Origin of the sequence: Empedobacter sp. 225-1 (assembly GCF_030328185.1) — a bacterium.
GTDB classification, from domain to species: domain Bacteria; phylum Bacteroidota; class Bacteroidia; order Flavobacteriales; family Weeksellaceae; genus Empedobacter; species Empedobacter stercoris.
In genome coordinates this window covers 20,074-41,766 of sequence record NZ_JACALO010000029.1, presented here as the reverse complement: position 1 = coordinate 41,766, position 21,693 = coordinate 20,074, and the positions used below count along the sequence as shown (strand labels likewise).

The window sequence follows — 21,693 nt, the reverse complement described above, 5'->3', positions numbered from 1 at the left end:
TACAAATACGAATATATGTACTGTTTAAAATAAAATTTTATTGGTCTAATCCTGTATCATTTTTTCAGGACGTTACAGACTTTATTTATATTTTTTATAGCCATAATTTTTTCTCCTAAATTTTTGATTTTCATGACAATTTCTTGGTTATCATTACTCTTTTGAATCTCTATTTTAAGAAAATTTTTATTCAAAATAATTTCAAAACTACCTCTTCCAGACCAAACAAAATCATTATTTTCAATTGTTGGAGTTAAAATATATTCACTAATATAATCAAAAATAAACTTATAGTCGTTTATTAATTACTTGTTTTTTTTTATAAATCAATTAAAGTGGGTTTGTTAAAATTCATTTAAAACCTCAATTGATAAAAATTCTCCCGTCATCGAGTCAAAGGAAAAGATACAATTTTCTCGTTTATAATCATTTGTCAAACGATTGGGATCATTATTATTAATTCTCTCGTAAAGTTCATTTTTCCGAATTTGTATTTCATCCGTAATACGTTTCAATTCAAAAATATTTTCACCCTCATATACTTTACAAATTGGGTTTGGAGAAAGATAAAATTTAATCGCACTTATTCTACCGTTAACAATTTTAATCGATATTCCTTTCTCTTTATAAAGTAACGTTTTCTCATTCGTCACATGTTGTTCAATAATTTCAGAATCAAGTTCTGCTTGAAATGATCGAAATAAATCGTCATTCTCAGTTTTTCCAATTAAAGAAAAGTAATTATTTGGATTGCCTTGAAATGTATTCATATCTCTATTTTTTTCAAAATTAAAGTTTACAAAAAAACCTTTCCAAAAAAGAAAGGTTTTTATTCATATTTTTAGAAAAATCTTAGTTTTCCTTCAAATAAACACCATCAGCTTCAAAATTATATTGCAACTGAGGTTTTGTTATTTTAGCAATCTCTTCTTTTGTTTTTCCAGCATCTTCTGCATAATGACGTAATTTCTCTACAGAAATCTCGCTAACAAAAGCTTTTCCATGAACTACAACATTGGCTTTCTCACCATCTAAAGGCATAAAAAATCCGTAATCTTTGAAACGAACAAATGATTGTTCTTCTCCTTTTCCAAGATCAACTTTCATCCAACAACCTTTCTTTTTACAAACAGATTCTATTGTTGATACGAACTGAACATTTTCTAAAGCATCTCCGTTTTTCATGTTATCGAATAACTTTGCAAGTTCGTTTTTAGTCAATGTGTTCTTAATTTCGAATGATTCTCCATATACTTGATACGCATATAAATCATCTATTTTAGCTGTTCCATTTTCTAAAATTTTCGCTTGTGACTTTGAAGCTTTTTCTGTTTTAGCTTTACTTTCTTTTTTCGTTTGAGCATTTGTTGCTAATGCAAAACATGTTAAAGCACAAAAAGTTAAAATATATTTTCTCATTCTATCCTAATTTAATTCAAATTTAAATAATTATCCATTAACAACTTTATATTAGGATAAGAATTTTCTAATAACTGAGGAATTTCACTTTCTTTTCTCCATTCTACCGACTCTATTCCTTCTTCAGTTTGTGGCAAAGGTAATTCTACTCCATCGTAAAAAACTTCGAACCAAAATGTTTCTTTTATAATGTATTCTCTCAAAAAATAAATATGAAAAGTTGGCATCAAAAATCGTTTCAATTCCAGATTTGTAAGACTACATTCTTCCTCAATTTCACGAATTGCAGATTCTTCTCTCGACTCTCCTTCTTCCATTTTCCCTTTTGGTAGATCCCATTTTCCGAGTCTGAAAATAAACAAATAATCATCTTTTGGATTGCGAACAATTCCGCCTGCAGCCTGTATATGTTTGTAATATTTTAAGAATTTCGTCCAAACAGTTTCAATATCATCACTAAAAATATTCACTAAATTAGAAGCTTTTGAAGATAATAAATGAACCGATTCATCGAATTGAGCTTCATTTTGAAACAATATATTTTTTGCTTCTGGATTGGATTGGTTGCTGAAAGTTAACAAACTTTCATTAAAAAAAACTTTGTACATTTGAACGATTTGTTACAAATTTATAAAAAACTCACAAGGATATGAAGGTAAATACGAATAAAGTCCGTTTAGCAAAAAATCAGCAAGATGCGTACATTTTTTTGTTGGACATGAAAAATTATGAGCAATTGATGCCAAATGATACAAAATCTTTCGAAATTCACGAATCTGGAAAAGGTTTTACAGTTGGTGTTGGTGCTTTACCAAAGGTTGGTATGCGTTTGAAAGAAACAGTTGAGCCGTCAAAAATTATTTTTGAATCTCCTGCACCTGCTTTTGAATATACATTGACAATTTCGATTGAAGCGGTTGATGATCATTCATCTGATGTTACATTAGACTTTGACGGAAACTTCAATATGATGATCGAAATGATGGCAAAAAAACCATTGACTTCTTTTATTGAAACGATTGCAGAAAATTTAGGTAAAATAGGTTAATCTATTCCTATCAAAATTCTGTGGATAATTGGATAAATTTTCCGAAAAAGGAATTGATGCTCGAAATTTATTTAAGCGAGCAAAATATGGATGATGAAATTCTATTATTTTGGAATCAAATTAAAACATCTCCTGAGATTTGGTTATGCAAAGATGTTATAGAAGATAATTTTTGGGCAGTTGCGCATCATCAAAATTATGTGATTTGGTACAATGATATCGAAGAAGGTTTTAATCTTTCGAGGTTTAAAACGAAAGGTCAAATCTTAGAATATCGTGCTTTTAAAAACGAATTAAATGCTGCAATAATTGCACTCAAAAACAAAATCGAAATTATTTAAACAAAAAAACCAGAAGTAAACTTCTGGTTTTTTTTGTTTTATATTTCAAATGATTAAATCATTGATTTTTCGTAACGTTTACGATCATTTTCTTTTAAGTGAATTTTACGTAAACGGATAAAGTTTGGAGTAACCTCAATACATTCATCAGCTTGGATATATTCCATACATTCTTCTAAAGTCATTTCGATTTTAGGAGCGATAGAAGATGAATCATCTTTACCAGCTGCACGAATATTATTCAATTTTTTAGCTTCAACAACGTTTACAACTAAGTCATTGTTACGAGAATGCTCACCGATAATCATCCCTTCGTAAACCTCTTCACTTGGCTCGATAAAGAATTTTCCACGGTCTTGTAATTTATCGATAGAATAAGGAGTAGAAACACCTTGATCTTTAGAAATGATTACACCTGCAGAACGTCCGGCAATAGCTCCTTTGAAAGGTTTGTATGCTAAGAAATTGTGCGCCATTACAGCTTCACCAGCAGTAGAAGTTAACATCAACGAACGTAAACCGATTAATCCACGAGATGGAATTTCGAATTCTAAATGTTGCATTCCTTCTTTCGCTTCCATTACTAATAAATCTCCTTTACGTTGTGTAACTAAATCGATAGCTTTAGATGAAAAATCGTCTGGAACATCAATTACTAATGTTTCGTAAGGCTCACATTTAACTCCATCAATTTCCTTGAAGATAACTTGTGGTTGACCAACTGTTAACTCATACCCTTCGCGGCGCATAGTTTCGATTAATACAGATAAGTGCATGATACCACGTCCATATACTAATTGTGTATTCGAATCGTCTGTTGGCTCTACACGTAAAGCTAAGTTACGCTCTAATTCGTCTGTTAAACGGTCTACTAAGTGACGAGAAGTAACAAATTTACCATCTTTACCAAAGAATGGAGAGTTGTTAATACCGAATGACATATTCATTGTAGGTTCGTCGATATGCATTACTGGTAATGGCTCTGGATTCTCTGGGTCTGCAATAGTATCTCCAATTTGGAAACCATCGATACCAACCACAGCACAAATATCTCCCGCTTTTACTTCAGTCGCTTTTACTTTACCTAAACCAGAGAATGTGTACAATTCTTTGATTTTATGTTTTTTGAATGATCCGTCAGGTTTTGTTAATGCAATCCAATCACCTTCTTTTATCTCACCACGAGTTACTTTACCTACTGCAATACGTCCTAAGAATTTAGAATAATCTAACGATGTAATTTGCATTTGTAAATCTCCTTCGTGAGCTTCTGGAGCTGGAACGTGCTCTAAAATACCATCCATTAAAGGTGTAATATCTTCTACACGTACATTCTCAGTGTTGAACCATCCTTGTTTAGAAGAACCATAAAATGCAGGGAAGTCTAATTGCTCTTCTGTTGCATCAAGGTTAAAGAATAATTCGAATACTTTATCATAAACTTCGTCAGGACGACAGTTTTCTTTATCTACTTTGTTTATAACAACCAATGGTTTTAAACCTAACTCTAAAGCCTTACTCAAAACGAAACGTGTCTGAGGCATAGGGCCTTCAAAAGCATCGACTAATAAAATTACACCATCAGCCATTTTCAATACACGCTCTACTTCTCCACCGAAATCCGCGTGACCAGGAGTATCAATTACATTAATCTTAACACCTTTATAATCTACCGAAGCATTTTTTGAAAAGATCGTAATCCCTCTCTCGCGCTCGATATCATTGTTATCCATGATTAACTCACCTGACTCTTGGTTTTCTCTGAAAACGTGTCCACTGTGAAGAATTTTGTCAACCAATGTAGTTTTACCGTGGTCAACGTGTGCGATAATCGCAATATTTCTAATGTTTTGCATCCTTGAAAATTATGGGTGCAAATTTACGACAAATTTATTTTTTATTACTATACTTTTTATTTTATTTAATTTTAACTATAATATATTTAGAAAAATTTAATTTTAATAAATACTTTTTACTAAAACATTGATTTATTTGCAAATTGATTAATAAAAAATGGATTTAAAAAAGTTAATAATAAATCATTTTATTGGATATTTCTACTAAAATAGCTTTTTCTCCTAAAAATATAGCTTCTTATGAAAACAAAAAGTCAAGTTATATATAACTTGGCTTTTGTGACTCGTCTGAGGTTCGAACTCAGGACCCCGAAATTAAGAGTTTCGTGCTCTACCAGCTAAGCTAACGAGTCCTTAAAAAACACAACAAAATCGTCTTGATTTGCTTTACAAATTTCATTCAGAAAGATGTTTTAGTAAATATAAAACTATCTTTTTCATCAATTTAACCTATAAAAGAAAATAATAATCGCTGTATCCTATTTTTAGATTGCACTTTATCTAATTCCAGTATAACAAATCATTTCAATTTTAACATAAAAAAAACCTTCAGTAATGCTGAAGGTCTTAAAATTATTTTATTTGTGTTATTGCTTGAGCAGCTTCTTGTTTTGCTTTTTCTTCTTCTAATGCTTTTTGATAATCATCAAATTCATCATCCGACTCATCCAAATTTTCTTTGTGGTATTTTCCAACCTCAACCTCAAATGTATCTGCAGGACCAGTAATCTTGATTGGAATTCCGATAATTCCAAAAGGTGGCAAGCCAAGACGCATCCCAAGGTTCATATAACCATCTAAAGTCACTTGACCTTCTATTCGAGGACGGAAACCTGCAATTTTAAATTTTGTACGATTAATCGTATGACATTATTTTCGATCTTTGTTTTTAAATTAACTTTTTTCAAATTCGCATCATGCAAAGCATCTGTGGAAGTCTTTTCGGCAACCGTATTAAATACTTTAAAACCTAAGAATTTAATATCCTCAAGCATAAAACTACCTTCGCCTTTAATCGTTTTCATTTTCGGAAACATATCTGCTCCCAAATCTCCTTGTAGCTGATAATCCATCGACACTTTTCCATGTGCATTTTCTGCCGCACTTGCCAATTCTCTAAATAACGTAATCTCATGATAAGCACGTTGAATATCAAAATTATTGGCTTTTATATTGAAATCAAATTTGGCTTTTCTTGCATTTGTTGGCACGTAATTACCGTTCATCGTAAATTCTGAACCAATCAAATTAAATTTCGTATTTTGAAGTGATAAATTCCCTTGTTTCAATCTTAAATCTCCACTAAAATCTTGTAGTATTATATCCTTAAACAATACTTCTTTCGCTTTTCCTTTTATCGATAATTCAACATTTTTTGGTAACAACACCACTCCTTCTTCTGCTGTTGCTGAATTAGAAGAAGTTTCACCAGAATTAAACGCCATAAAATCATCAATATTAACTCGATTAGTTTTAAAATTTATCGTTCCTTTTAACGTTTCATTCTCTTTTAATGCGTAATTAATATAGTTAGAAACCTCTCCATCAAACACAAAAGAATTGCGTTTGTAGCGCGCTTTTACATCTTTAAAAGTTAACTGACTACCTTCGAATCGGAAATCTCCTTGCTTAACAATAAATTTACTTGGAAAGAACTTTGTTTTGATTTTGATGTTCTCTATTTTCACATATCCTTTGTTCTGAAAACTTTCTAAAGGCGCTCCATTGTTTCCTTTTATTCCAAAATTTGTTTCAATCAAACCATCTACATCTATGCCATCTACAGGAAATAATTTATATATATTCGCTAAGTTCAATTCACCTTTCGAGTGAATACTATAATCCAAATTATTTAAGTTTTTCAGATTTGCATTGACCTTAAAAGGTTTCCCTGCCAATGTAAAAGAAATCGGTAAAACATCTATTGATAAATCGTTAAACGAACCTCTACCCGATTTTATATGCGTTTCTACTGTAAAATTTTCTAATGGTAAATTTGGATATTCGTTCAGTTTAATAAAACCATTTTTCAATTTTACTACTGTATTGGTAACGGGTACTTTTTTTCGTTTTGGTTCGTATGTTCCATTCGCTTTCATTTTCATATACAAATCACCACGCATCTCAATATTTTTCAACGGATAGATTTTATAGATATCTTCTAAATGAACTTTAGCCGCAAAATCAGCATTAATCGGAAAATTGGTTAGATTCTTTAATTCTAATCGTCCAATCATAAAATTATCCATTGCTTTAGCATCTATTTGATGAATTAAAACAGCCGTATTTTTATAATTTCCGTCCTTATTTTGCATGGACATTTTCATATTAATATGATCCAAAGCAGCAGGCATTTCATTCATTTTGAAATACCCATTTTCTAAGTTTGCTTTTAGATTAAATGTTGGTATTTTCTGTTTTGATTTTTTTACATTCTGAATAATTGAACCTTTCCAGTTTCCTTCTAAATTCAGCACACCTTTTGCATCAAATTGATTAAAACCTGTCGCATTTTTCAACGCTTCTAAATCTACATTTGCCTGAATAACACCTTCTGAAAACATTGTTTTTCCAGACGAATACGTAAAATTTGTTTTCGTTATACCATCCAATAATTTGAAATCAAGATTCTCTACTTTTACACGCATTTTTTCTGGATCTAACGCATATAAATCAATCGTAGAAATAAGATTAATATGTTGAATTGGCGAAGATGATTGTTTATAGTTTAATGAACCCTCATCAATTTTGACTTCAATATGTATATCTGGATTTTCTTTAGTTTCGTTATTCATCGTTCCTTTCATGGTAAAAAGAATCGATGATTCTCCATCCATTTGGATATCTTTCGCCCATTCTTGGTACATCTCCGGAACAATTGCTGGAATATGTTTCATTTCATTTTTATCCGAAGAAATCGTCAAATCAAAAATAATTTTTTCAGCTGGCATCAACAAAGAACCTTTTAACGAAAACGGAAATTGACCTAATTGAAGTTTATTATCAATAAAATAAAAAGATAAATTATTCAGATCTATTTTCGAATTAATTGTTCCTTTCAAAGGCAAGTTTTTTACATACTTTTGCTCATCAAAACTAAAATTGACCTTATCAATTGCTGCATCAGCATTTAATGTTAATTCGTTTTGAGTTAGGTCAATTAAACCATCGTAATTCAATTGATCTAATTTTAGGTATGTTTTCGATGATTGATCATCAAACAAAAAGTTTGAATCAGAAATTTTGAAATTATTTAATGCTAAGCCAACACTTGTTTCATCTACTTTTTCAACCTCATCTGAAGAAACAGTTATAGCATAATTATGACGCCCTAAACTATCTATTTTCAAATTAATTGTTGCTTGATGAATAAACAATTCATTGAAAATAATTTTATCCTCGAACAATGTTTTGATATCAACACCAAGCGCAATTTCTTTTGCTGAAATTAAATTTTCTGTCTGATATGGCGCCGAACCTTTGATTGAAGAATCGGTAAGTGTTACGGTAAGTTTTGGAAAATGACGAAAAAAAGACACATCTAAATCCTTAAAATCAACCGCTGTGTTGATGTAATTTTTAGCAACCTCTTTTATTCCATTATTAATTTGTTCCTTAAAAAAATAAGGCGACACATATAAAACCAATGCAATTCCTCCCAAAGAAATTCCTGTAATTTTCATTACTTTCATGACTTTTGAAAGAATCGTTTTTTTCTTCTTCATACTTCTAAAAATCGGTGGAACAAAGTAACTGAGAATCGAGTTGATTAGAAAATAATAAGAAACTTAATTACAGCGACTTTTATCATATAAATCTTAGAGTATTTTACTCTTCAATTCTTATTTTAAAACGAACAAAAGTAAATAGAATCTATTCAAATTATGTCTTTTATTATATAAAGAAATTAATAAAGTGTCTTTGGTTTTGTTTTTGCATATTGTTAAAACTAAATTTTATACAATGAATATTAAATATTCTTTAATGCCATTAATTGGAAGTGCTCTATTACTTCTTTCTTGTCAAAATGCGAAAACTGATTCTAATCAAGAAACAACAGATCTTGAAACTGTAAATAAAGATAGTGTCCAACATTATGATTTACTTATTGGTTCTTGGGAGGATTTATCAAGTAGTGCTTTACATTTTTCTATGTTTGAAGATGGTAGTGCACAATCTGATAAAATGGCAACTTTGCTTTATAAATCTTGGCATGTAGAGAATAATGTACTCTCTTTAGTTGCTGAAAGTATTGGAAACAAACAGTCGTCTATAGATACAATATCCTATTCAATAGTTGAATTGAATAAAGATGCCATGAAATTAAAACAAGGAAATACGGTTTTAACTTTTAAGAAAGTTGCTGATAAAACACGTATTGACACTTCTAAATGAACTACACAAACTATAGAAGGTGCTTTAACTTTTGGACATGAAACAAGAACTTTTAAACCTTGTGGTAGCAGTAACGTATATTGGGTTTCTGACGCTACAGGAAAATTAAAAGATATATACGCTCAACTTACAAAAGGAAAAGAGCCATATACGGCTGTATCAGCTCAACTTATTATCAAAGACAAAGGAAAGAGTACCGAAGGTTTTGCGGCTTCTTATCAAAGCGTATATGAAGTCATCGATATTGTAAGTATAACAGAAACCTCTTCTAAAGATTGTCGTAATTAATCTCACAATTAAGAAAATAAAAAAAACTGCATTGGGTAATATAAAAATATCACTAAATGCAGTTTTTATCTATTAGACTTCCATTAATTGTAGAAACTTCTAACAGTTAAATTATAGAATAAAAAAAGGGACAATTCTTAAAAGAAAGATTGTCCCTGTTTGTGACCTGGCTGGGGCTCGAACCCAGGACCCCAACATTAAAAGTGTTGTGCTCTACCAACTGAGCTACCAGGTCTCCATTTTGGAGTGTTATTGTTTTTAGACTTCTCAATAACGCGAAGTTTGTGACCTGGCTGGGGCTCGAACCCAGGACCCCAACATTAAAAGTGTTGTGCTCTACCAACTGAGCTACCAGGTCTCCGTTTTGGAGTGTTATTGTTTTTAGACTTCTCAATAACGCGAAGTTTGTGACCTGGCTGGGGCTCGAACCCAGGACCCCAACATTAAAAGTGTTGTGCTCTACCAACTGAGCTACCAGGTCTCCATTTTGGAGTGTTATTGTTTTTAGACTTCTCAATAACGCGAAGTTTGTGACCTGGCTGGGGCTCGAACCCAGGACCCCAACATTAAAAGTGTTGTGCTCTACCAACTGAGCTACCAGGTCTCCGTTTTTTCGGACTGCAAATATACGACTATATCTGAGTTTACAAAACGAAATGTATTTTTTATTTATTTCAGTAAAAAAAAAGAACATTTTGACTAAGTGACCTGGCTGGGGCTCGAACCCAGGACCCCAACATTAAAAGTGTTGTGCTCTACCAACTGAGCTACCAGGTCGGTCTCTTAAATCGAGTGCAAATATAGGACGATTAATACTAATTTAACAAACGTTTTATAAAGTTTTTTACAATTTATTAATTAAACATTTCGATTTTAAGAACTTAAAATTTAATATTATTTTAGATTTTTTAAAAAAATGAAATTTCCATCATAGAAAAAGTAAAAAATATGAGATAGAAACATCATTTTTCATCTTGATAAATGATTTAATATTATATTTGTCCACCAACAAATCAAGATCTATGTTAACTGAATTGTATTCGGAAAAGCAATTAAAGATTGAAATTTTAGAATGAAAAAAAATATTATCTACATTATTTTTGCTTTGTTTTCAGTAATCTCGTGCAAAAAATCTGATAATCCAGAAGCAGATGTACCCGATTCTGAATATGCAAACAATTGTAATCAAGAAACAAAAGATGCACATTTAAGTAATTTTTCTTTAAAAGACTTAAAAAATTTAATAAAAGAACAACCACAAATCATCCATCAAAAATTAAACGATCGTTGTTTTAAGGTTTCTAAACTTGGAAAAAATTTATACATCCAAAATGTAGAACGATTGGATTCTTTGAAAATTAAAAATAATCCACAAGGAACAATGTTTTTGAATAAAATCACGGCTATTCAAATTTCGCAAGAAATAGTTTATAAATTAACCTATTCTTTTCCGATCAAATTTTTGAATCAATATCGTGCAGAAATCAAAAAGGATGCTCCAAAATCAAAATATCATCATTCTAATTCGATTGTTACAAATGAAGATTACGAGGTTACGTATAACGTAGAGCGCTATGATGCAAGAAAATTAAAGAACACCTATTCTTATCAAATTGATACTTTTGATGGTTTTGCAAGATTAACCATCTATTATTCGGAAGATTTACCTGTAGATTAAAAAATATAACAAATGATTATTTCATTAATTGGCTATATGGGGAGCGGAAAATCGACTACCGGAAAAGATTTAGCCAAAGCACTTGGTTTCGAATTCATCGATTTGGATGATTTTATCGAACAAAAATATCAAACAAAAATAAGTGATATTTTTAAAAAAGAAGGCGAATTAGGTTTTCGTAAAAAAGAACGAGAAGCTTTGAAGGAAATTTTAACAACCACTAACATTGTACTTTCTTTAGGCGGTGGAACTCCTGTTTATTATGATAATATGGAGGAGATTGTTAAAAATTCGATTTCGATATTTATGCGCGTTCAGTTGCCTCAATTGGTGAAACGACTTGAAAACAGAAAAGAAACTCGTCCATTAATTGCTCATCTTTCAAATGAAGAAATGACAGAATTTATTGCCAAACATTTATTTGAACGCAATCAATATTACGAAAAAGCAAAATATACGATTAGCATTACGACCCAAAGTACATTAGAAATTTTGGACGAAATTATGAGTCAACTTAAAAAAGGAGAAGATTTAGAATTAATCTAAATCTTCTCCTTTTATGATGAATTCCTCTGCTCCTTCTTCTAAATAATCGTCCAAATCGCGGCGATCTTTTTTCGTTGGTCTACCTTCTCCTTTTTCGCGATAATAATCTTGCGAAAGTTTACGAAGTTCTAACACTTCATACTCTTCTTTTGGTGTTGTATCAACAATATGTAACGTCAGCAATTTTGCTCCAATTCTATTTTTTGGGACTTGTAAAACTTTAAATGACAAATTTATTTGGTCTTTTCTAACCTCTATTGCATCTCCTGCGACAATCTCTCTTGACGCTTTTGCTACAACTCCATTTACTTTCACACGATTCTTTTTTACTGCATCAGCGGCTAAAGATCTTGTTTTATAATACCTAACACTCCAAAGAAATTTATCTAATCTCATTTAAAACTTAATATTTAATAGGATAAACTAATATTTTTTCTAAATTCGCAATATAAATCGAAATAACATGATAAAGAAATTCTTCGTTACTTTAATTGCTTGTTCTACTGTTTTAGTAGGATGTAATAATGATGATGATAGTGGTGTAGATAAAGAAACAAAAATTCCTGTTGAAGAACGTAATGCTTTAGATGATGAAGCTATTCAACAATATTTAGAAGATTTTTACTTCAGCCCTAAGACTGGTAAACTTACAAAATTTGATACAATAAAAGGTAATGATGACGATGCATATCCAGCTTTAAAAACACTTGCAAAACAAGATAACTTAGGTATTTGGTATGCCGAAAACCCAAATTATAAAGGAACTGGAGAAACTATAATTTCTAATGACAGTACTTCTATTTATATTTCCTACGAAATAGGTACTTTTTTAGCAACTAACAGCACTGATTATAAAAGAAAATATGGTTCTGTTTCTACCTCTGGAACGCCTAATTCAGGAGACGGTTCTGCAATACAAGACCCTACTTTTTATTATTTCACACCAACTGAAATAGAAACTGAAAACGGAGTGAAAAGAGAACATTTAGAATTGAAAAATTTTGTAGAAGGTTTAAAACATTTCAAAACAACAGAACGTTCTGTGAACGATTTATATAACTTTCAAGGTGTAATTATTTTACCTTCAAGATTAGCGTATGCTCGAAACAAGTATTACATTTCAGGAACAGGATTATCTGAGTATTCTGGGAACAGAGATCGCTCTTTTATCTTCAATTTTGAATTACCAAAAATCGAAAAAAGAACAAAAAAATAATCTTCTATTAATAAGATATTCTTTCAAAAACCATCCTCATTGATGGTTTTTTTTTATCTTTAATTTTAAAAAAATTGTTAGAATTTAAACCTAAGAAATGAGTATAATAAAATCCATTATAGACAATGACTTCTATAAATTCACCATGCAATTTGGGGTTACAAAATTGTATCCAGATGTAATGGCTCGTTATAAATTTATCAACCGAGGTGAACATGAATTTCCAAATGGTTTTGCAGAAGAATTACAAAATGAAATCAATGCAATGGCTTCGTTAGCACTTACAAAAGATGAAAAAGAATTCTTTTCTACAAATTGTCCCTATCTAAGCCCTGCTTATTTAGACTTTTTACAAGGATATCGTTATGATCCTGCAGAAGTTAAAATCTCTCAAAACGGATCAGATGTTGAAGTTCTTGTTGAAGGATATTGGTACCGAACAATTTTATGGGAAGTTCCTATTCTTTGTCTAATTAGTGAAATTTTTTACAAATTAACCAACGCTCAACGCATCTCAAACGGAGAAATAACAAAACGAACAAGCGATAAAGTCGATTTATACAATCGTCTTGGTGTGACAGTTGCAGAGTTCGGAACACGTCGTCGTCACAGTTACGAAGTACACGATATTGTCATGAAAGAGCTTACTAATCACAAAGGAAAAAGTTTTGTGGGAACATCTAACGTTCACTTTGCACACAAATATGGCGTAAAACCAATTGGAACACATGCGCACGAATGGTTTATGTTTCATGGTGCTCGATACGGGTTCAAAATTGCCAATTCGATTAGTTTAGACCGCTGGGTGAAAGTATATTATGGTGATTTAGGAATTGCTTTAACTGACACCTATACTTCAGATATTTTCTTTGGACAATTTGACAAAAAATTATCGAAATTATTTGATGGTGTTCGTCACGACTCTGGAGATCCAATAGAATTTGGCGAAAAAACAATTGCTCACTATGAAAAAATGGGAATTAATCCATTATTCAAAACTATAATTTTCTCAGATGGATTAAATTCTGAAAAAGTAGAAGTAATTACAAAAGCATTTAAAGATCGTATTGGGTTATCGTTTGGTATTGGTACAAATTTAACAAATGACACCAATCTTCGTCCAATGAATATCGTAATGAAATTAACAGAAATTTCTTCGATTGATATTAAATGGACTGGTGTTGTTAAACTTTCTGACGAAAAAAATAAACATACAGGAACACCTCGAATGATCGCTTTGGCCAAAGAAATGTTGGATTTAGATGACATCCCCTCACATGAGGCACCAGAAAATGATTAAAAATTAATATTACAATAAAAAAAGGAACTCAATTGAGTTCCTTTTTTTTATCTATTGAATCAAATATTATTTATTCATTAAATCTTCGATTTCTTCTGCTTCTAATGGAATATTCTGCATCAAATTGAACGGATTTCCTTCTTTTTGAATAACGTAATCATCTTCTAAACGAATTCCAAAACCTTCGGCAGGAATATAGAATCCTGGTTCGTTTGTAAATACCATTCCAGCAACAAAATCATCAGTCAACAAACCATAATCATGCGTATCCAATCCCATGTGATGAGATGTACCGTGCATCATATATTTTTTGTAAGCTGGCCAATTTGGATCTTCGTTCTGAACATCAGCTTTATCTAATAAACCTAATCCTAACAATTCAGATGTATAAACTTTACCTAACTCTTCGTGATATTTGTACCAATTATTTCCTGCAACCAATAAGTTTTCTGCTTCTTTTTTACAACGTAAAACGGCATCATATACTTCTCTTTGGCGTTTTGTATATTTTCCATTAACTGGGATTGTACGCGACATATCAGATGAGTAATTTGCATATTCTGCTGCAACGTCAAACAAAATCAAATCACCATCTTTACATTCTTGATTATTTTGAATATAATGCAAAACATTCGCATTATTACCAGACGCAATAATTGGTGTGTAAGCAAAACCTTTTGAACGATTACGAATAAATTCATGTACAAACTCTGCTTCTATTTCATATTCCCAAACACCTGGTTTTACAAAATTTAATACTCGACGAAATCCTTTTTCTGTAATATCACATGCATGTTGAATCAATTGAATTTCTTCTTGTTCTTTAACCGAACGCAAACGTTGCAAAATAGGATTAGAGCGCAAATAAGTGTGCCCAGGATAGTCTGCTTGTAATTGCTTCACAAAACGATCTTCACGAGTTTCTACTTGCGGAGCTTCTGTCACACGGTAATGTTCATTTTTATTAACATAAACATTCTCTGCTTCAACCATTAATTTGCGTAAAACATTTGGTAAATCTTGTAGCCAAAGTACTGTTTTCACACCAGATACTTCTGTAGCTTGAGCTTTTGATAATTTTTCTCCTTCCCAAACAGCAATATGGTCATTTGTTTCACGAACAAATAATATTTCTCTATATTTTGGATCATAAGCATCAGGAAAAATCAATAAAACAGATTCTTCTTGATCTACGCCCGACAAATAAAATATATCACGGTGCTGTGCAAATGGTAAAGTAGAATCGGATGAGATGGGATAAATATCATTTGAATTGAAAATAGCAAGAGAATGAGGTTTCATTGCTTTTACAAATTTCGCTCTATTCTTTATGAATAATTCATTTGGAATGGGATTGTATTTTGTTGTCATAAAATTTTACATTAAATATTATGACCAAATTTAAGAAGATGTTTTCAGAAAAAAAAGGAAAACCCTCGTAGAAACGAGGGTTTTAACCTTAACCAACCTAAACCTATGAAAAAGCCATTAGCCTTTTATGTTGACAAATGTAAGTCACTTTTTTTAATCTGCAAATTTTTTTTATTAAAAGTCAACATTTTTTTAACGCAAACATGATAATTGAATAATAATCAACAAATAAGAGGTTAATAAAAATTCGATAAATATTCATTAGTGATAATTAGAATATTATTTATATATTTGCACCTCGAATTTTAGTATAATAATAACTTAAAAGAAGTTAAAAATGACACATTACGAAACTGTTTTCATTTTGACTCCCGTTCTATCTGATTCTCAGGTAGAGGAAGCAGTTAATAAATTCAATGACTTTGTTACTGCTAACGGAGGAGAAATCGTAGCAAAAGAGAACTGGGGATTGAAAAAATTAGCATACCCAATTCAGAACAAAAGAAATGGATTCTACCACTTAGTAGAGTTTAAAACAGACAACAACGAATTAGTTTCTCAATTAGAAGTAGCTTACAAACGTGACGAACGTGTAATCCGTTTCTTAACTGTGAAATTAGACAAACACGGTGTTGAATGGGCTGAAAAACGTAGAACAAAATTAAAGTCTAACTCTAACAAGTAATTAAGCCATGGCAATTGACGATTTAGCAAAAAAAGCTGCAGGAGGTAACGAATCAGAAATCCGTTATTTATCTCCTTTAGATATCGAAACACAATCAAACAAGAAATATTGTCGTTTCAAAAAATTTGGAATCAAATACGTTGACTATAAAGACGCTGATTTCTTAATTCAATTCGTGAATGAGCAAGGTAAAATTTTACCTCGTCGTTACACAGGAACATCTTTAAAATACCAAAGAAAAGTTTCTAAAGCGATCAAAAGAGCTCGTCACTTAGCATTAATGCCATTCATTGGTGATCAATTAAAATAATAACCTAAATATTAAAATATCATGAACGTAATTTTAAGACAAGATGTAGAAGGTTTAGGTTTTGAATTTGAAGTTGTTTCAGTAAAACCTGGATACGCACGTAACTTCTTAATCCCTCGTGGATTAGCATCAGTTGCAACTCCAAAAAATGTACAAGCATTAAACGAAACTTTAGAAGCGCGTAAAGCAGAAGAAGCTTCATTAATTGCTTCAGCTAAAGAAAAAGCAGCTAAATTAGAAGGTTTAGTTGTTAAAATCGACGCTAAAGTTGGTTCTGGAGATAAATTATTTGGATCTATCAACAATGCTGACTTAGCAGAAGCTTTAGTAAAAGCTGGTGTTGAAATTGAAAAGAAAAATATCAAAATCCCAGGAAATACTATCAAACGTTTAGGAAAATACGAAGCAAAAGTTCGTTTCCATAGAGAGGTTGAAGTAGACTTTGGATTTGAAATTGTACCAGATGCTGCATCTATCAAAGCTGCTGAAGAAGCTGCTAAAACTAGAGCAGAATTAGCTAAATTAGATGCTCAAAAAGCAGCTAACGCTAATAAAGAAGAAGGTTCTTTCTTTAACTTCGATAACCCAATTTACGCTAACGATAAGAAAGCGAAAAAAGAGGAAGTGTCTGAAGAAGTTGCTACAGAAGAAGCTCCATCTACAGAAGAATAATTATTATTCAACTATACAAATAAGAAACCTCGCAAATTGCGAGGTTTTTTTATTTTTAAAATCATCAATTATAGACTTTCTTTTTGATTGGAATAAAAAAAATCCGTTCTTCTTAGAACGGATTTTATAGTATTCTATATATTTCTTGTTCGTTGAAGCAACGTCATATCAGCCAAAACCATTGCTGTTAAACTTTCTACAATTGGTACAGCTCTTGGTACTACACATGGATCGTGACGACCTTTCCCGTGCATTTCGACCATTTCTCCATCTACATTTAGCGTAGTTTGTTCTTGCATTAATGTGGCAACAGGTTTGAAAGCAACTTTAAAATAAATATCCATTCCATTCGAAACTCCACCTTGTATTCCTCCAGAATAGTTCGTTTTAGTTGTACCGTCTTGGTTAAATTGATCATTCATATCAGAACCTTTCATTGAAGTTGAAGAAAAACCTTCTCCGTATTCAAAACCTTTTACAGCATTAATTGACATCATTGCTTGTCCTAATCGAGCATGTAATTTATCAAAAATTGGTTCTCCTAAACCAACTGGTACATTTTGAATCACACAAGTTACTTCTCCTCCAATAGTATCTCCTTCTTTGCGAATTTCTTTAATACGATCAATCATTTTTTCAGCCATTTCTAAATCAGGACAACGAACAGCTGTTTTCTCAATATTCGAAAAATCTAAAACGGAATAATCATTATCTAATTTCAATTCACCAACTCCACTTACATACGCCGTAATATTAATTGCAGGAATAATGTGTTTTGCAACAGCACCACCTACAACCCAATTTGCCGTTTCACGTGCAGAGGTTCTTCCTCCTCCTCTATGATCACGAACACCATATTTGGTTTCGTAGGTATAATCGGCATGAGATGGTCTAAAAACTCCTTTGATATGATCGTAATCGTGAGATTTCTGGTTATCATTCGGAATAATAAAACCAATTGAAGCTCCGGTTGTTTTTCCTTCAAATATTCCTGAAAGAAATTGAACTGTATCAGGTTCTTTTCGTTGCGTTACAATAGCAGATTGTCCTGGTTTACGACGATCTAATTGCGCTTGAATCCAATCAAAATCTAATTCGATTCCACTCGGTACGCCATCAATAACACCTCCAATTGCTACACCATGACTTTCGCCAAAAGTTGATATTTTAAATAATCTTCCGAATGTATTCACGATAGTTACAGTATTTTTATATTAATTTTCGAATTGATAAATCAATGCATTAATATTCATCGTAGCACCAACTGAGGCTAAAATAATTTTATCATTTGCATGAAATTGATGTGGAGCTAAATCACCTTTTTTGATTAAATCAAACATTGTTGGAACTGTTGCTACAGATGTGTTTCCTAAAAACTGAACCGTCATAGGATCTATATTTTCAGGAGCTGTTTTTCCAAAACTTTTATATAAACGTTCAATCATCGCATGATCCATTTTTGCATTTGCTTGGTGCAATAATATTTTATTGATATCATCAATATCAAGATTGGTATCAGCTAATAATTCTTTGATTGCTGGTGGAACATTTTTCAACACAAACTCATAAACTTTACGACCTTTCATGTTTATATTTTTTACAGAACCTTTAAAGTTTGGATTTACCGAAACACTATTAGTAAGAAAAGCTAATTCGTCACCTGTATAACTTAATGTTTCGTGATTAAGAATTCCATATTTATGATCAGCTTCTTTTGCTTCTAAAACCACTGCTCCTGCACCATCTGCAAAAATCATTGCCGAACGATCATGTGGATCCACCGCACGAGATAAAGTATCAGAACCAATCACCAATACTTTTTTCGCAATATTTGCTTGTATAAATTGATGACCTAAAATCAATGATTCTATCCAACCTGGGCAACCAAATGTCATGTCATAAGGCTTACACTTTAAATTATTAATCCCTAAGTTATGTTTTACTTTTGCCGAAATAGATGGCATTATATCGATTTGATGTCCTACAGGATCTATATCTCCAAAATTATGTCCAACGATAATATAGTCTAATTCTTCTGGATTAATCCCAGCATCTTCTATTGCTTGTTTAGCAGCAAATGTTGCGATATCAGAATTTAACAAATCGTCTTCAACATATCTTCTTTCTCTAATTTCTGTAATTTCCTCAAATTTACGTGTAATTTCTTCTCCCGTTTTATCTAAACGATTACCATTATCATCAAAAAATTCGTAATTAATAAAATGTTCGTTTGTAACAATTCTGTTTGGTAGGTAATGTCCAGAACCTGTAATTACAGAGTTTATCATATTAATATTGTTCAATTAAAATAAAAAAATAATACCGGCAAAGTTACACATTTCATTAAAATAGTAGATAAAAATATGTAATAACTCATAGCTAATTTAATAAAGTATAATTAATTTAGCAGCATGAAAAAAAATCCATCATTAGTTGGTCTATTAATAGTCTGTGCATTAGCAGGTTTGATTGTGATTGTCTACAATCTCTTTTTGAATAAAAAAGATGGTTATGTAATTGATAATCCATCGAACAAAACATTGACAATTAAAATTAACGATAAAGATTTCACTATTGCTCCACAACAAAATGCGCGTGTAGAACTAAAAAAAGGAAAAGCCCATATCGTTTATACTTTTGACAATAAGAACGTAGACACAGTTGTTGATATTACACGTGCAAATGGATTTATAAATCCTGCGCGTCAAGATTATTATACATTTACACGCCCTTATGGTGTTCGAAAAAATAAAGATTCAATCTTTTTATCAAACAATATTGCGATAGACGATAAAGTTTATCACGGAATTATCGAAAAATCTTCTCAATTATACATCGAAAACTTTTATTACAACATTGATCAAGATTATCCTAAAATGTTCATTAAAAGTGCGAGTAGCGAAAAAGCAACCGATTTATCGAAAATATTTAACAAAGAAGATTTTAAACAATTTTATTTCGAGAATTACGAATAAAATTTAGATTTTATAACTTTACACAATGGCAAATCATCAACACGATAGCGTAACTCCTTACGATTCATCAGATTTAAATAAAAAGAAACAAGTCGAACAAATGTTCGATAACATTTCTCCTAAATATGACTTATTAAACCGCGTTTTATCAATGGGAATTGATATTCAGTGGAGAAAAGATGTCATCAAAATGGTAAAAGCTTCTCAACCACAAACGATTTTAGATATCGCAACAGGAACTGGAGATTTAGCGATAATGATGGGTAAAAATACCAACGCTAAAATTACGGGGTTAGACCTATCTAACGGAATGTTGGAAGTTGGTCGCAAAAAAGTAAAAGAAGCAGGTTTGGAAGAACGTATCGATATGGTACAAGGAGATTCTGAAAATTTACCTTTCTCTGACAATACTTTTGATTGTGTAACGGTTTCTTTTGGCGTACGTAACTTCGAGAATTTAGAAAAAGGTTTAGCCGAAATTAATCGTGTATTAAAACCAGGTGGAACATTTATTATTTTAGAATTTTCTTACCCTACAGCTTTCCCAATGAAACAATTGTATACATTTTATTCTAAAAATATTTTACCTGCTATTGGAAAAATGGTTTCTAAAGATCAAAGCGCATATACCTATTTACCAGATTCTGTTCGTGCTTTTCCTCATGGAGAAGAAATGAAAAATATTTTGAAAAGTGTAAAATTCACACAACCTATTGATAAAAAACTTACATTTGGTATTGCAAGCATTTATAAAAGTATAAAATAAAATTGCTTGTTATTCGTTGAAAGTCTATGAGAAAAAATCTAATCATCGCATTATCGTTAACTGCTGCAAGTATTGCAAATGCGCAGTTTCGCCCAAACAATGACAGAAGTGAAAACCGAACTGAAACTGATCAAAAAAAATTTAGTTTCGGATATTTTTTGGGTACAAATATGATGAATTACAAGATTGTTCCAAAAGCACAAAAGAATCCTTTACCAGGAACTCCTCAGATCCCAGAAGATGACGGAGTAAACGAACACGGCTTAGTGTATTTGGACCAAGAAAGTAAAGCAGGTTTTTCTGTTGGATTAATCGCAAAAATGCGTATAAATGATTACATAGACGTAAAATCTGAACCTGGGTTGCATTTTGCCCAAAGAACATTGTATTTTACAAATTATATTTTATCTGATCCTATTAATGGCTTCTACGACCCAGAAGATACAAACATAAAACGTGAAGTTAAATCTACTTATGTCGAAATACCTTTATTACTTAATTTTCATGGAGATCGTTGGTACAACACACGTCCTTATATACAAGGAGGTTTGGGATATTTAATGAATCTGCAATCCAACGAAAAGAAAGAAGATGATAATGCTACTGGAGTTTTCAGAACAACAACGAATAACTTTAATTGGCAAGCTGAAATTGGAGTTGAAATCTATTTCAAACGTTTTAAACTTACACCAGCTCTAAAAGGTATGTTCTTCTTTAACAATGAAATTGTTCCAGACAAACCTGATACGAAACCTTATTGGACAGGAAGTTTAAACTCAATCTCAACAAGAGCCTTCGTTTTTTCTCTAAAATTTGAATAAAAAATT

The 21,693-nt window shown here is 31.5% G+C and carries 22 protein-coding genes, 6 tRNA genes and 1 pseudogene; 13 read left to right on the top strand and 16 right to left on the bottom strand.

The genetic code is table 11. The annotated features are described in order from the left end of the window. Positions 1 to 344: 344 nt before the first annotated feature. The 3 genes from HX088_RS09690 to HX088_RS09680 form a co-directional block, all read right to left on the bottom strand. Positions 345 to 770, bottom strand: a complete 426-nt coding sequence (locus HX088_RS09690; protein ID WP_286484030.1) for a hypothetical protein — start codon at positions 768 to 770, stop codon at positions 345 to 347. Positions 771 to 852: 82 nt separating this feature from the next. Continuing rightward, positions 853 to 1,419: a DUF4920 domain-containing protein gene (locus HX088_RS09685; protein ID WP_284583374.1), complete on the bottom strand. Its 567-nt coding sequence runs from the start codon at positions 1,417 to 1,419 to the stop codon at positions 853 to 855. Between the two features lie 11 nt (positions 1,420 to 1,430). Next, positions 1,431 to 2,027, bottom strand: a complete 597-nt coding sequence (locus HX088_RS09680) for an NUDIX hydrolase (RefSeq protein ID WP_171623704.1) — start codon at positions 2,025 to 2,027, stop codon at positions 1,431 to 1,433. A gap of 41 nt (positions 2,028 to 2,068) precedes the next feature. Here HX088_RS09680 and HX088_RS09675 point away from each other — a divergent pair, with 41 nt between their 5' ends. Both HX088_RS09675 and HX088_RS09670 read left to right on the top strand, forming a co-directional pair. After that, a complete protein-coding gene (locus HX088_RS09675) occupies positions 2,069 to 2,467 on the top strand; it encodes a hypothetical protein (RefSeq protein WP_171623703.1) in 399 nt (132 codons plus the stop codon). Positions 2,468 to 2,487: 20 nt separating this feature from the next. Continuing rightward, on the top strand, positions 2,488 to 2,808 hold the full coding sequence (locus HX088_RS09670) for a hypothetical protein (protein ID WP_260542416.1): 321 nt from the start codon (positions 2,488 to 2,490) through the stop codon (positions 2,806 to 2,808). A gap of 53 nt (positions 2,809 to 2,861) precedes the next feature. Here the strand turns inward: HX088_RS09670 and typA are convergent, their stop codons facing one another. The 4 genes from typA to HX088_RS09650 all read right to left on the bottom strand — a co-directional run bounded on the left by typA (position 2,862) and on the right by HX088_RS09650 (position 8,389). Then, the gene (gene typA, locus HX088_RS09665; protein WP_171623701.1) at positions 2,862 to 4,664 is read right to left on the bottom strand and encodes a translational GTPase TypA; all 1,803 of its coding nucleotides are present in this window, start codon (positions 4,662 to 4,664) and stop codon (positions 2,862 to 2,864) included. A gap of 280 nt (positions 4,665 to 4,944) precedes the next feature. Beyond that, positions 4,945 to 5,017, bottom strand: a tRNA-Lys gene (locus HX088_RS09660). 220 nt (positions 5,018 to 5,237) lie between these two features. Next, positions 5,238 to 5,471: a hypothetical protein gene (locus tag HX088_RS09655; RefSeq protein WP_286484027.1), complete on the bottom strand. Its 234-nt coding sequence runs from the start codon at positions 5,469 to 5,471 to the stop codon at positions 5,238 to 5,240. Positions 5,472 to 5,479: 8 nt separating this feature from the next. Then, complete coding sequence (locus HX088_RS09650) at positions 5,480 to 8,389, bottom strand: AsmA family protein (protein WP_286484026.1); 2,910 nt, start codon at positions 8,387 to 8,389, stop codon at positions 5,480 to 5,482. 238 nt (positions 8,390 to 8,627) lie between these two features. Here HX088_RS09650 and HX088_RS09645 point away from each other — a divergent pair, with 238 nt between their 5' ends. After that, the gene (locus tag HX088_RS09645; protein ID WP_286484025.1) at positions 8,628 to 9,059 is read left to right on the top strand and encodes a lipocalin family protein; all 432 of its coding nucleotides are present in this window, start codon (positions 8,628 to 8,630) and stop codon (positions 9,057 to 9,059) included. Positions 9,060 to 9,509: 450 nt separating this feature from the next. On the opposite strand, the gene HX088_RS09640 is transcribed toward HX088_RS09645, so the two are convergent. From HX088_RS09640 to HX088_RS09620, 5 genes are all read right to left on the bottom strand, one after another. Next, a tRNA-Lys gene (locus HX088_RS09640) sits at positions 9,510 to 9,582 on the bottom strand. A 50-nt stretch (positions 9,583 to 9,632) separates the two neighbouring features. Further along, a tRNA-Lys gene (locus HX088_RS09635) sits at positions 9,633 to 9,705 on the bottom strand. Between the two features lie 50 nt (positions 9,706 to 9,755). Beyond that, positions 9,756 to 9,828 (bottom strand) — tRNA-Lys (locus HX088_RS09630). A gap of 50 nt (positions 9,829 to 9,878) precedes the next feature. Further along, a tRNA-Lys gene (locus HX088_RS09625) sits at positions 9,879 to 9,951 on the bottom strand. Positions 9,952 to 10,051: 100 nt separating this feature from the next. After that, positions 10,052 to 10,124: transfer RNA gene (locus HX088_RS09620), tRNA-Lys, on the bottom strand. A 295-nt stretch (positions 10,125 to 10,419) separates the two neighbouring features. On the opposite strand from HX088_RS09620, the gene HX088_RS09615 reads away from it, so the two are divergent. Both HX088_RS09615 and HX088_RS09610 read left to right on the top strand, forming a co-directional pair. After that, a complete protein-coding gene (locus tag HX088_RS09615) occupies positions 10,420 to 11,025 on the top strand; it encodes a hypothetical protein (protein WP_171622458.1) in 606 nt (201 codons plus the stop codon). Positions 11,026 to 11,037: 12 nt separating this feature from the next. Next, complete coding sequence (locus HX088_RS09610; RefSeq protein ID WP_284583368.1) at positions 11,038 to 11,571, top strand: shikimate kinase; 534 nt, start codon at positions 11,038 to 11,040, stop codon at positions 11,569 to 11,571. On the opposite strand, the gene HX088_RS09605 is transcribed toward HX088_RS09610, so the two are convergent. Further along, positions 11,563 to 11,967: an RNA-binding S4 domain-containing protein gene (locus HX088_RS09605; protein ID WP_171622456.1), complete on the bottom strand. Its 405-nt coding sequence runs from the start codon at positions 11,965 to 11,967 to the stop codon at positions 11,563 to 11,565. The genes HX088_RS09610 and HX088_RS09605 overlap by 9 nt on opposite strands. Positions 11,968 to 12,034: 67 nt before the next feature. On the opposite strand from HX088_RS09605, the gene HX088_RS09600 reads away from it, so the two are divergent. Both HX088_RS09600 and pncB read left to right on the top strand, forming a co-directional pair. After that, positions 12,035 to 12,787, top strand: a complete 753-nt coding sequence (locus HX088_RS09600; RefSeq protein WP_286484023.1) for a hypothetical protein — start codon at positions 12,035 to 12,037, stop codon at positions 12,785 to 12,787. Positions 12,788 to 12,884: 97 nt separating this feature from the next. Continuing rightward, positions 12,885 to 14,087, top strand: a complete 1,203-nt coding sequence (gene pncB, locus HX088_RS09595) for a nicotinate phosphoribosyltransferase (RefSeq protein WP_286484022.1) — start codon at positions 12,885 to 12,887, stop codon at positions 14,085 to 14,087. A 66-nt stretch (positions 14,088 to 14,153) separates the two neighbouring features. Here pncB and HX088_RS09590 read toward each other — a convergent pair whose 3' ends face one another. Further along, entirely contained in the window at positions 14,154 to 15,458 is a 1,305-nt protein-coding gene (locus HX088_RS09590; RefSeq protein WP_286484021.1) for an aminopeptidase P family protein, read from the bottom strand. Positions 15,459 to 15,795: 337 nt separating this feature from the next. Here HX088_RS09590 and rpsF point away from each other — a divergent pair, with 337 nt between their 5' ends. The 3 genes and pseudogenes from rpsF to rplI all read left to right on the top strand — a co-directional run. Further along, positions 15,796 to 16,143 carry a 30S ribosomal protein S6 gene (gene rpsF / locus HX088_RS09585; protein ID WP_171622452.1) on the top strand — a complete coding sequence of 116 codons (348 nt, stop codon included), beginning with the start codon at positions 15,796 to 15,798 and terminating at the stop codon, positions 16,141 to 16,143. Positions 16,144 to 16,150: 7 nt separating this feature from the next. Continuing rightward, positions 16,151 to 16,453 carry a 30S ribosomal protein S18 gene (gene rpsR, locus HX088_RS09580; protein ID WP_171622451.1) on the top strand — a complete coding sequence of 101 codons (303 nt, stop codon included), beginning with the start codon at positions 16,151 to 16,153 and terminating at the stop codon, positions 16,451 to 16,453. Between the two features lie 21 nt (positions 16,454 to 16,474). After that, positions 16,475 to 16,972: pseudogene (gene rplI, locus HX088_RS09575) on the top strand (50S ribosomal protein L9); the annotation flags it as partial. A gap of 287 nt (positions 16,973 to 17,259) precedes the next feature. Here the strand turns inward: rplI and aroC are convergent. Continuing rightward, entirely contained in the window at positions 17,260 to 18,318 is a 1,059-nt protein-coding gene (gene aroC, locus HX088_RS09570; protein ID WP_260542402.1) for a chorismate synthase, read from the bottom strand. Positions 18,319 to 18,339: 21 nt separating this feature from the next. Then, positions 18,340 to 19,413: a 3-oxoacyl-ACP synthase III family protein gene (locus tag HX088_RS09565; protein WP_260542400.1), complete on the bottom strand. Its 1,074-nt coding sequence runs from the start codon at positions 19,411 to 19,413 to the stop codon at positions 18,340 to 18,342. A 123-nt stretch (positions 19,414 to 19,536) separates the two neighbouring features. On the opposite strand from HX088_RS09565, the gene HX088_RS09560 reads away from it, so the two are divergent. From HX088_RS09560 to porT, 3 genes are read left to right on the top strand one after another with little or no spacing between them, the layout of a single operon-like run. Next, entirely contained in the window at positions 19,537 to 20,100 is a 564-nt protein-coding gene (locus tag HX088_RS09560) for a hypothetical protein (protein ID WP_171622447.1), read from the top strand. A 25-nt stretch (positions 20,101 to 20,125) separates the two neighbouring features. Then, positions 20,126 to 20,866: a bifunctional demethylmenaquinone methyltransferase/2-methoxy-6-polyprenyl-1,4-benzoquinol methylase UbiE gene (gene ubiE / locus HX088_RS09555; protein WP_225540333.1), complete on the top strand. Its 741-nt coding sequence runs from the start codon at positions 20,126 to 20,128 to the stop codon at positions 20,864 to 20,866. A gap of 26 nt (positions 20,867 to 20,892) precedes the next feature. Continuing rightward, positions 20,893 to 21,687, top strand: coding sequence for a type IX secretion/gliding motility protein PorT/SprT (gene porT / locus HX088_RS09550; protein ID WP_286484020.1), 795 nt, complete (start codon positions 20,893 to 20,895; stop codon positions 21,685 to 21,687). Positions 21,688 to 21,693: the final 6 nt, after the last annotated feature.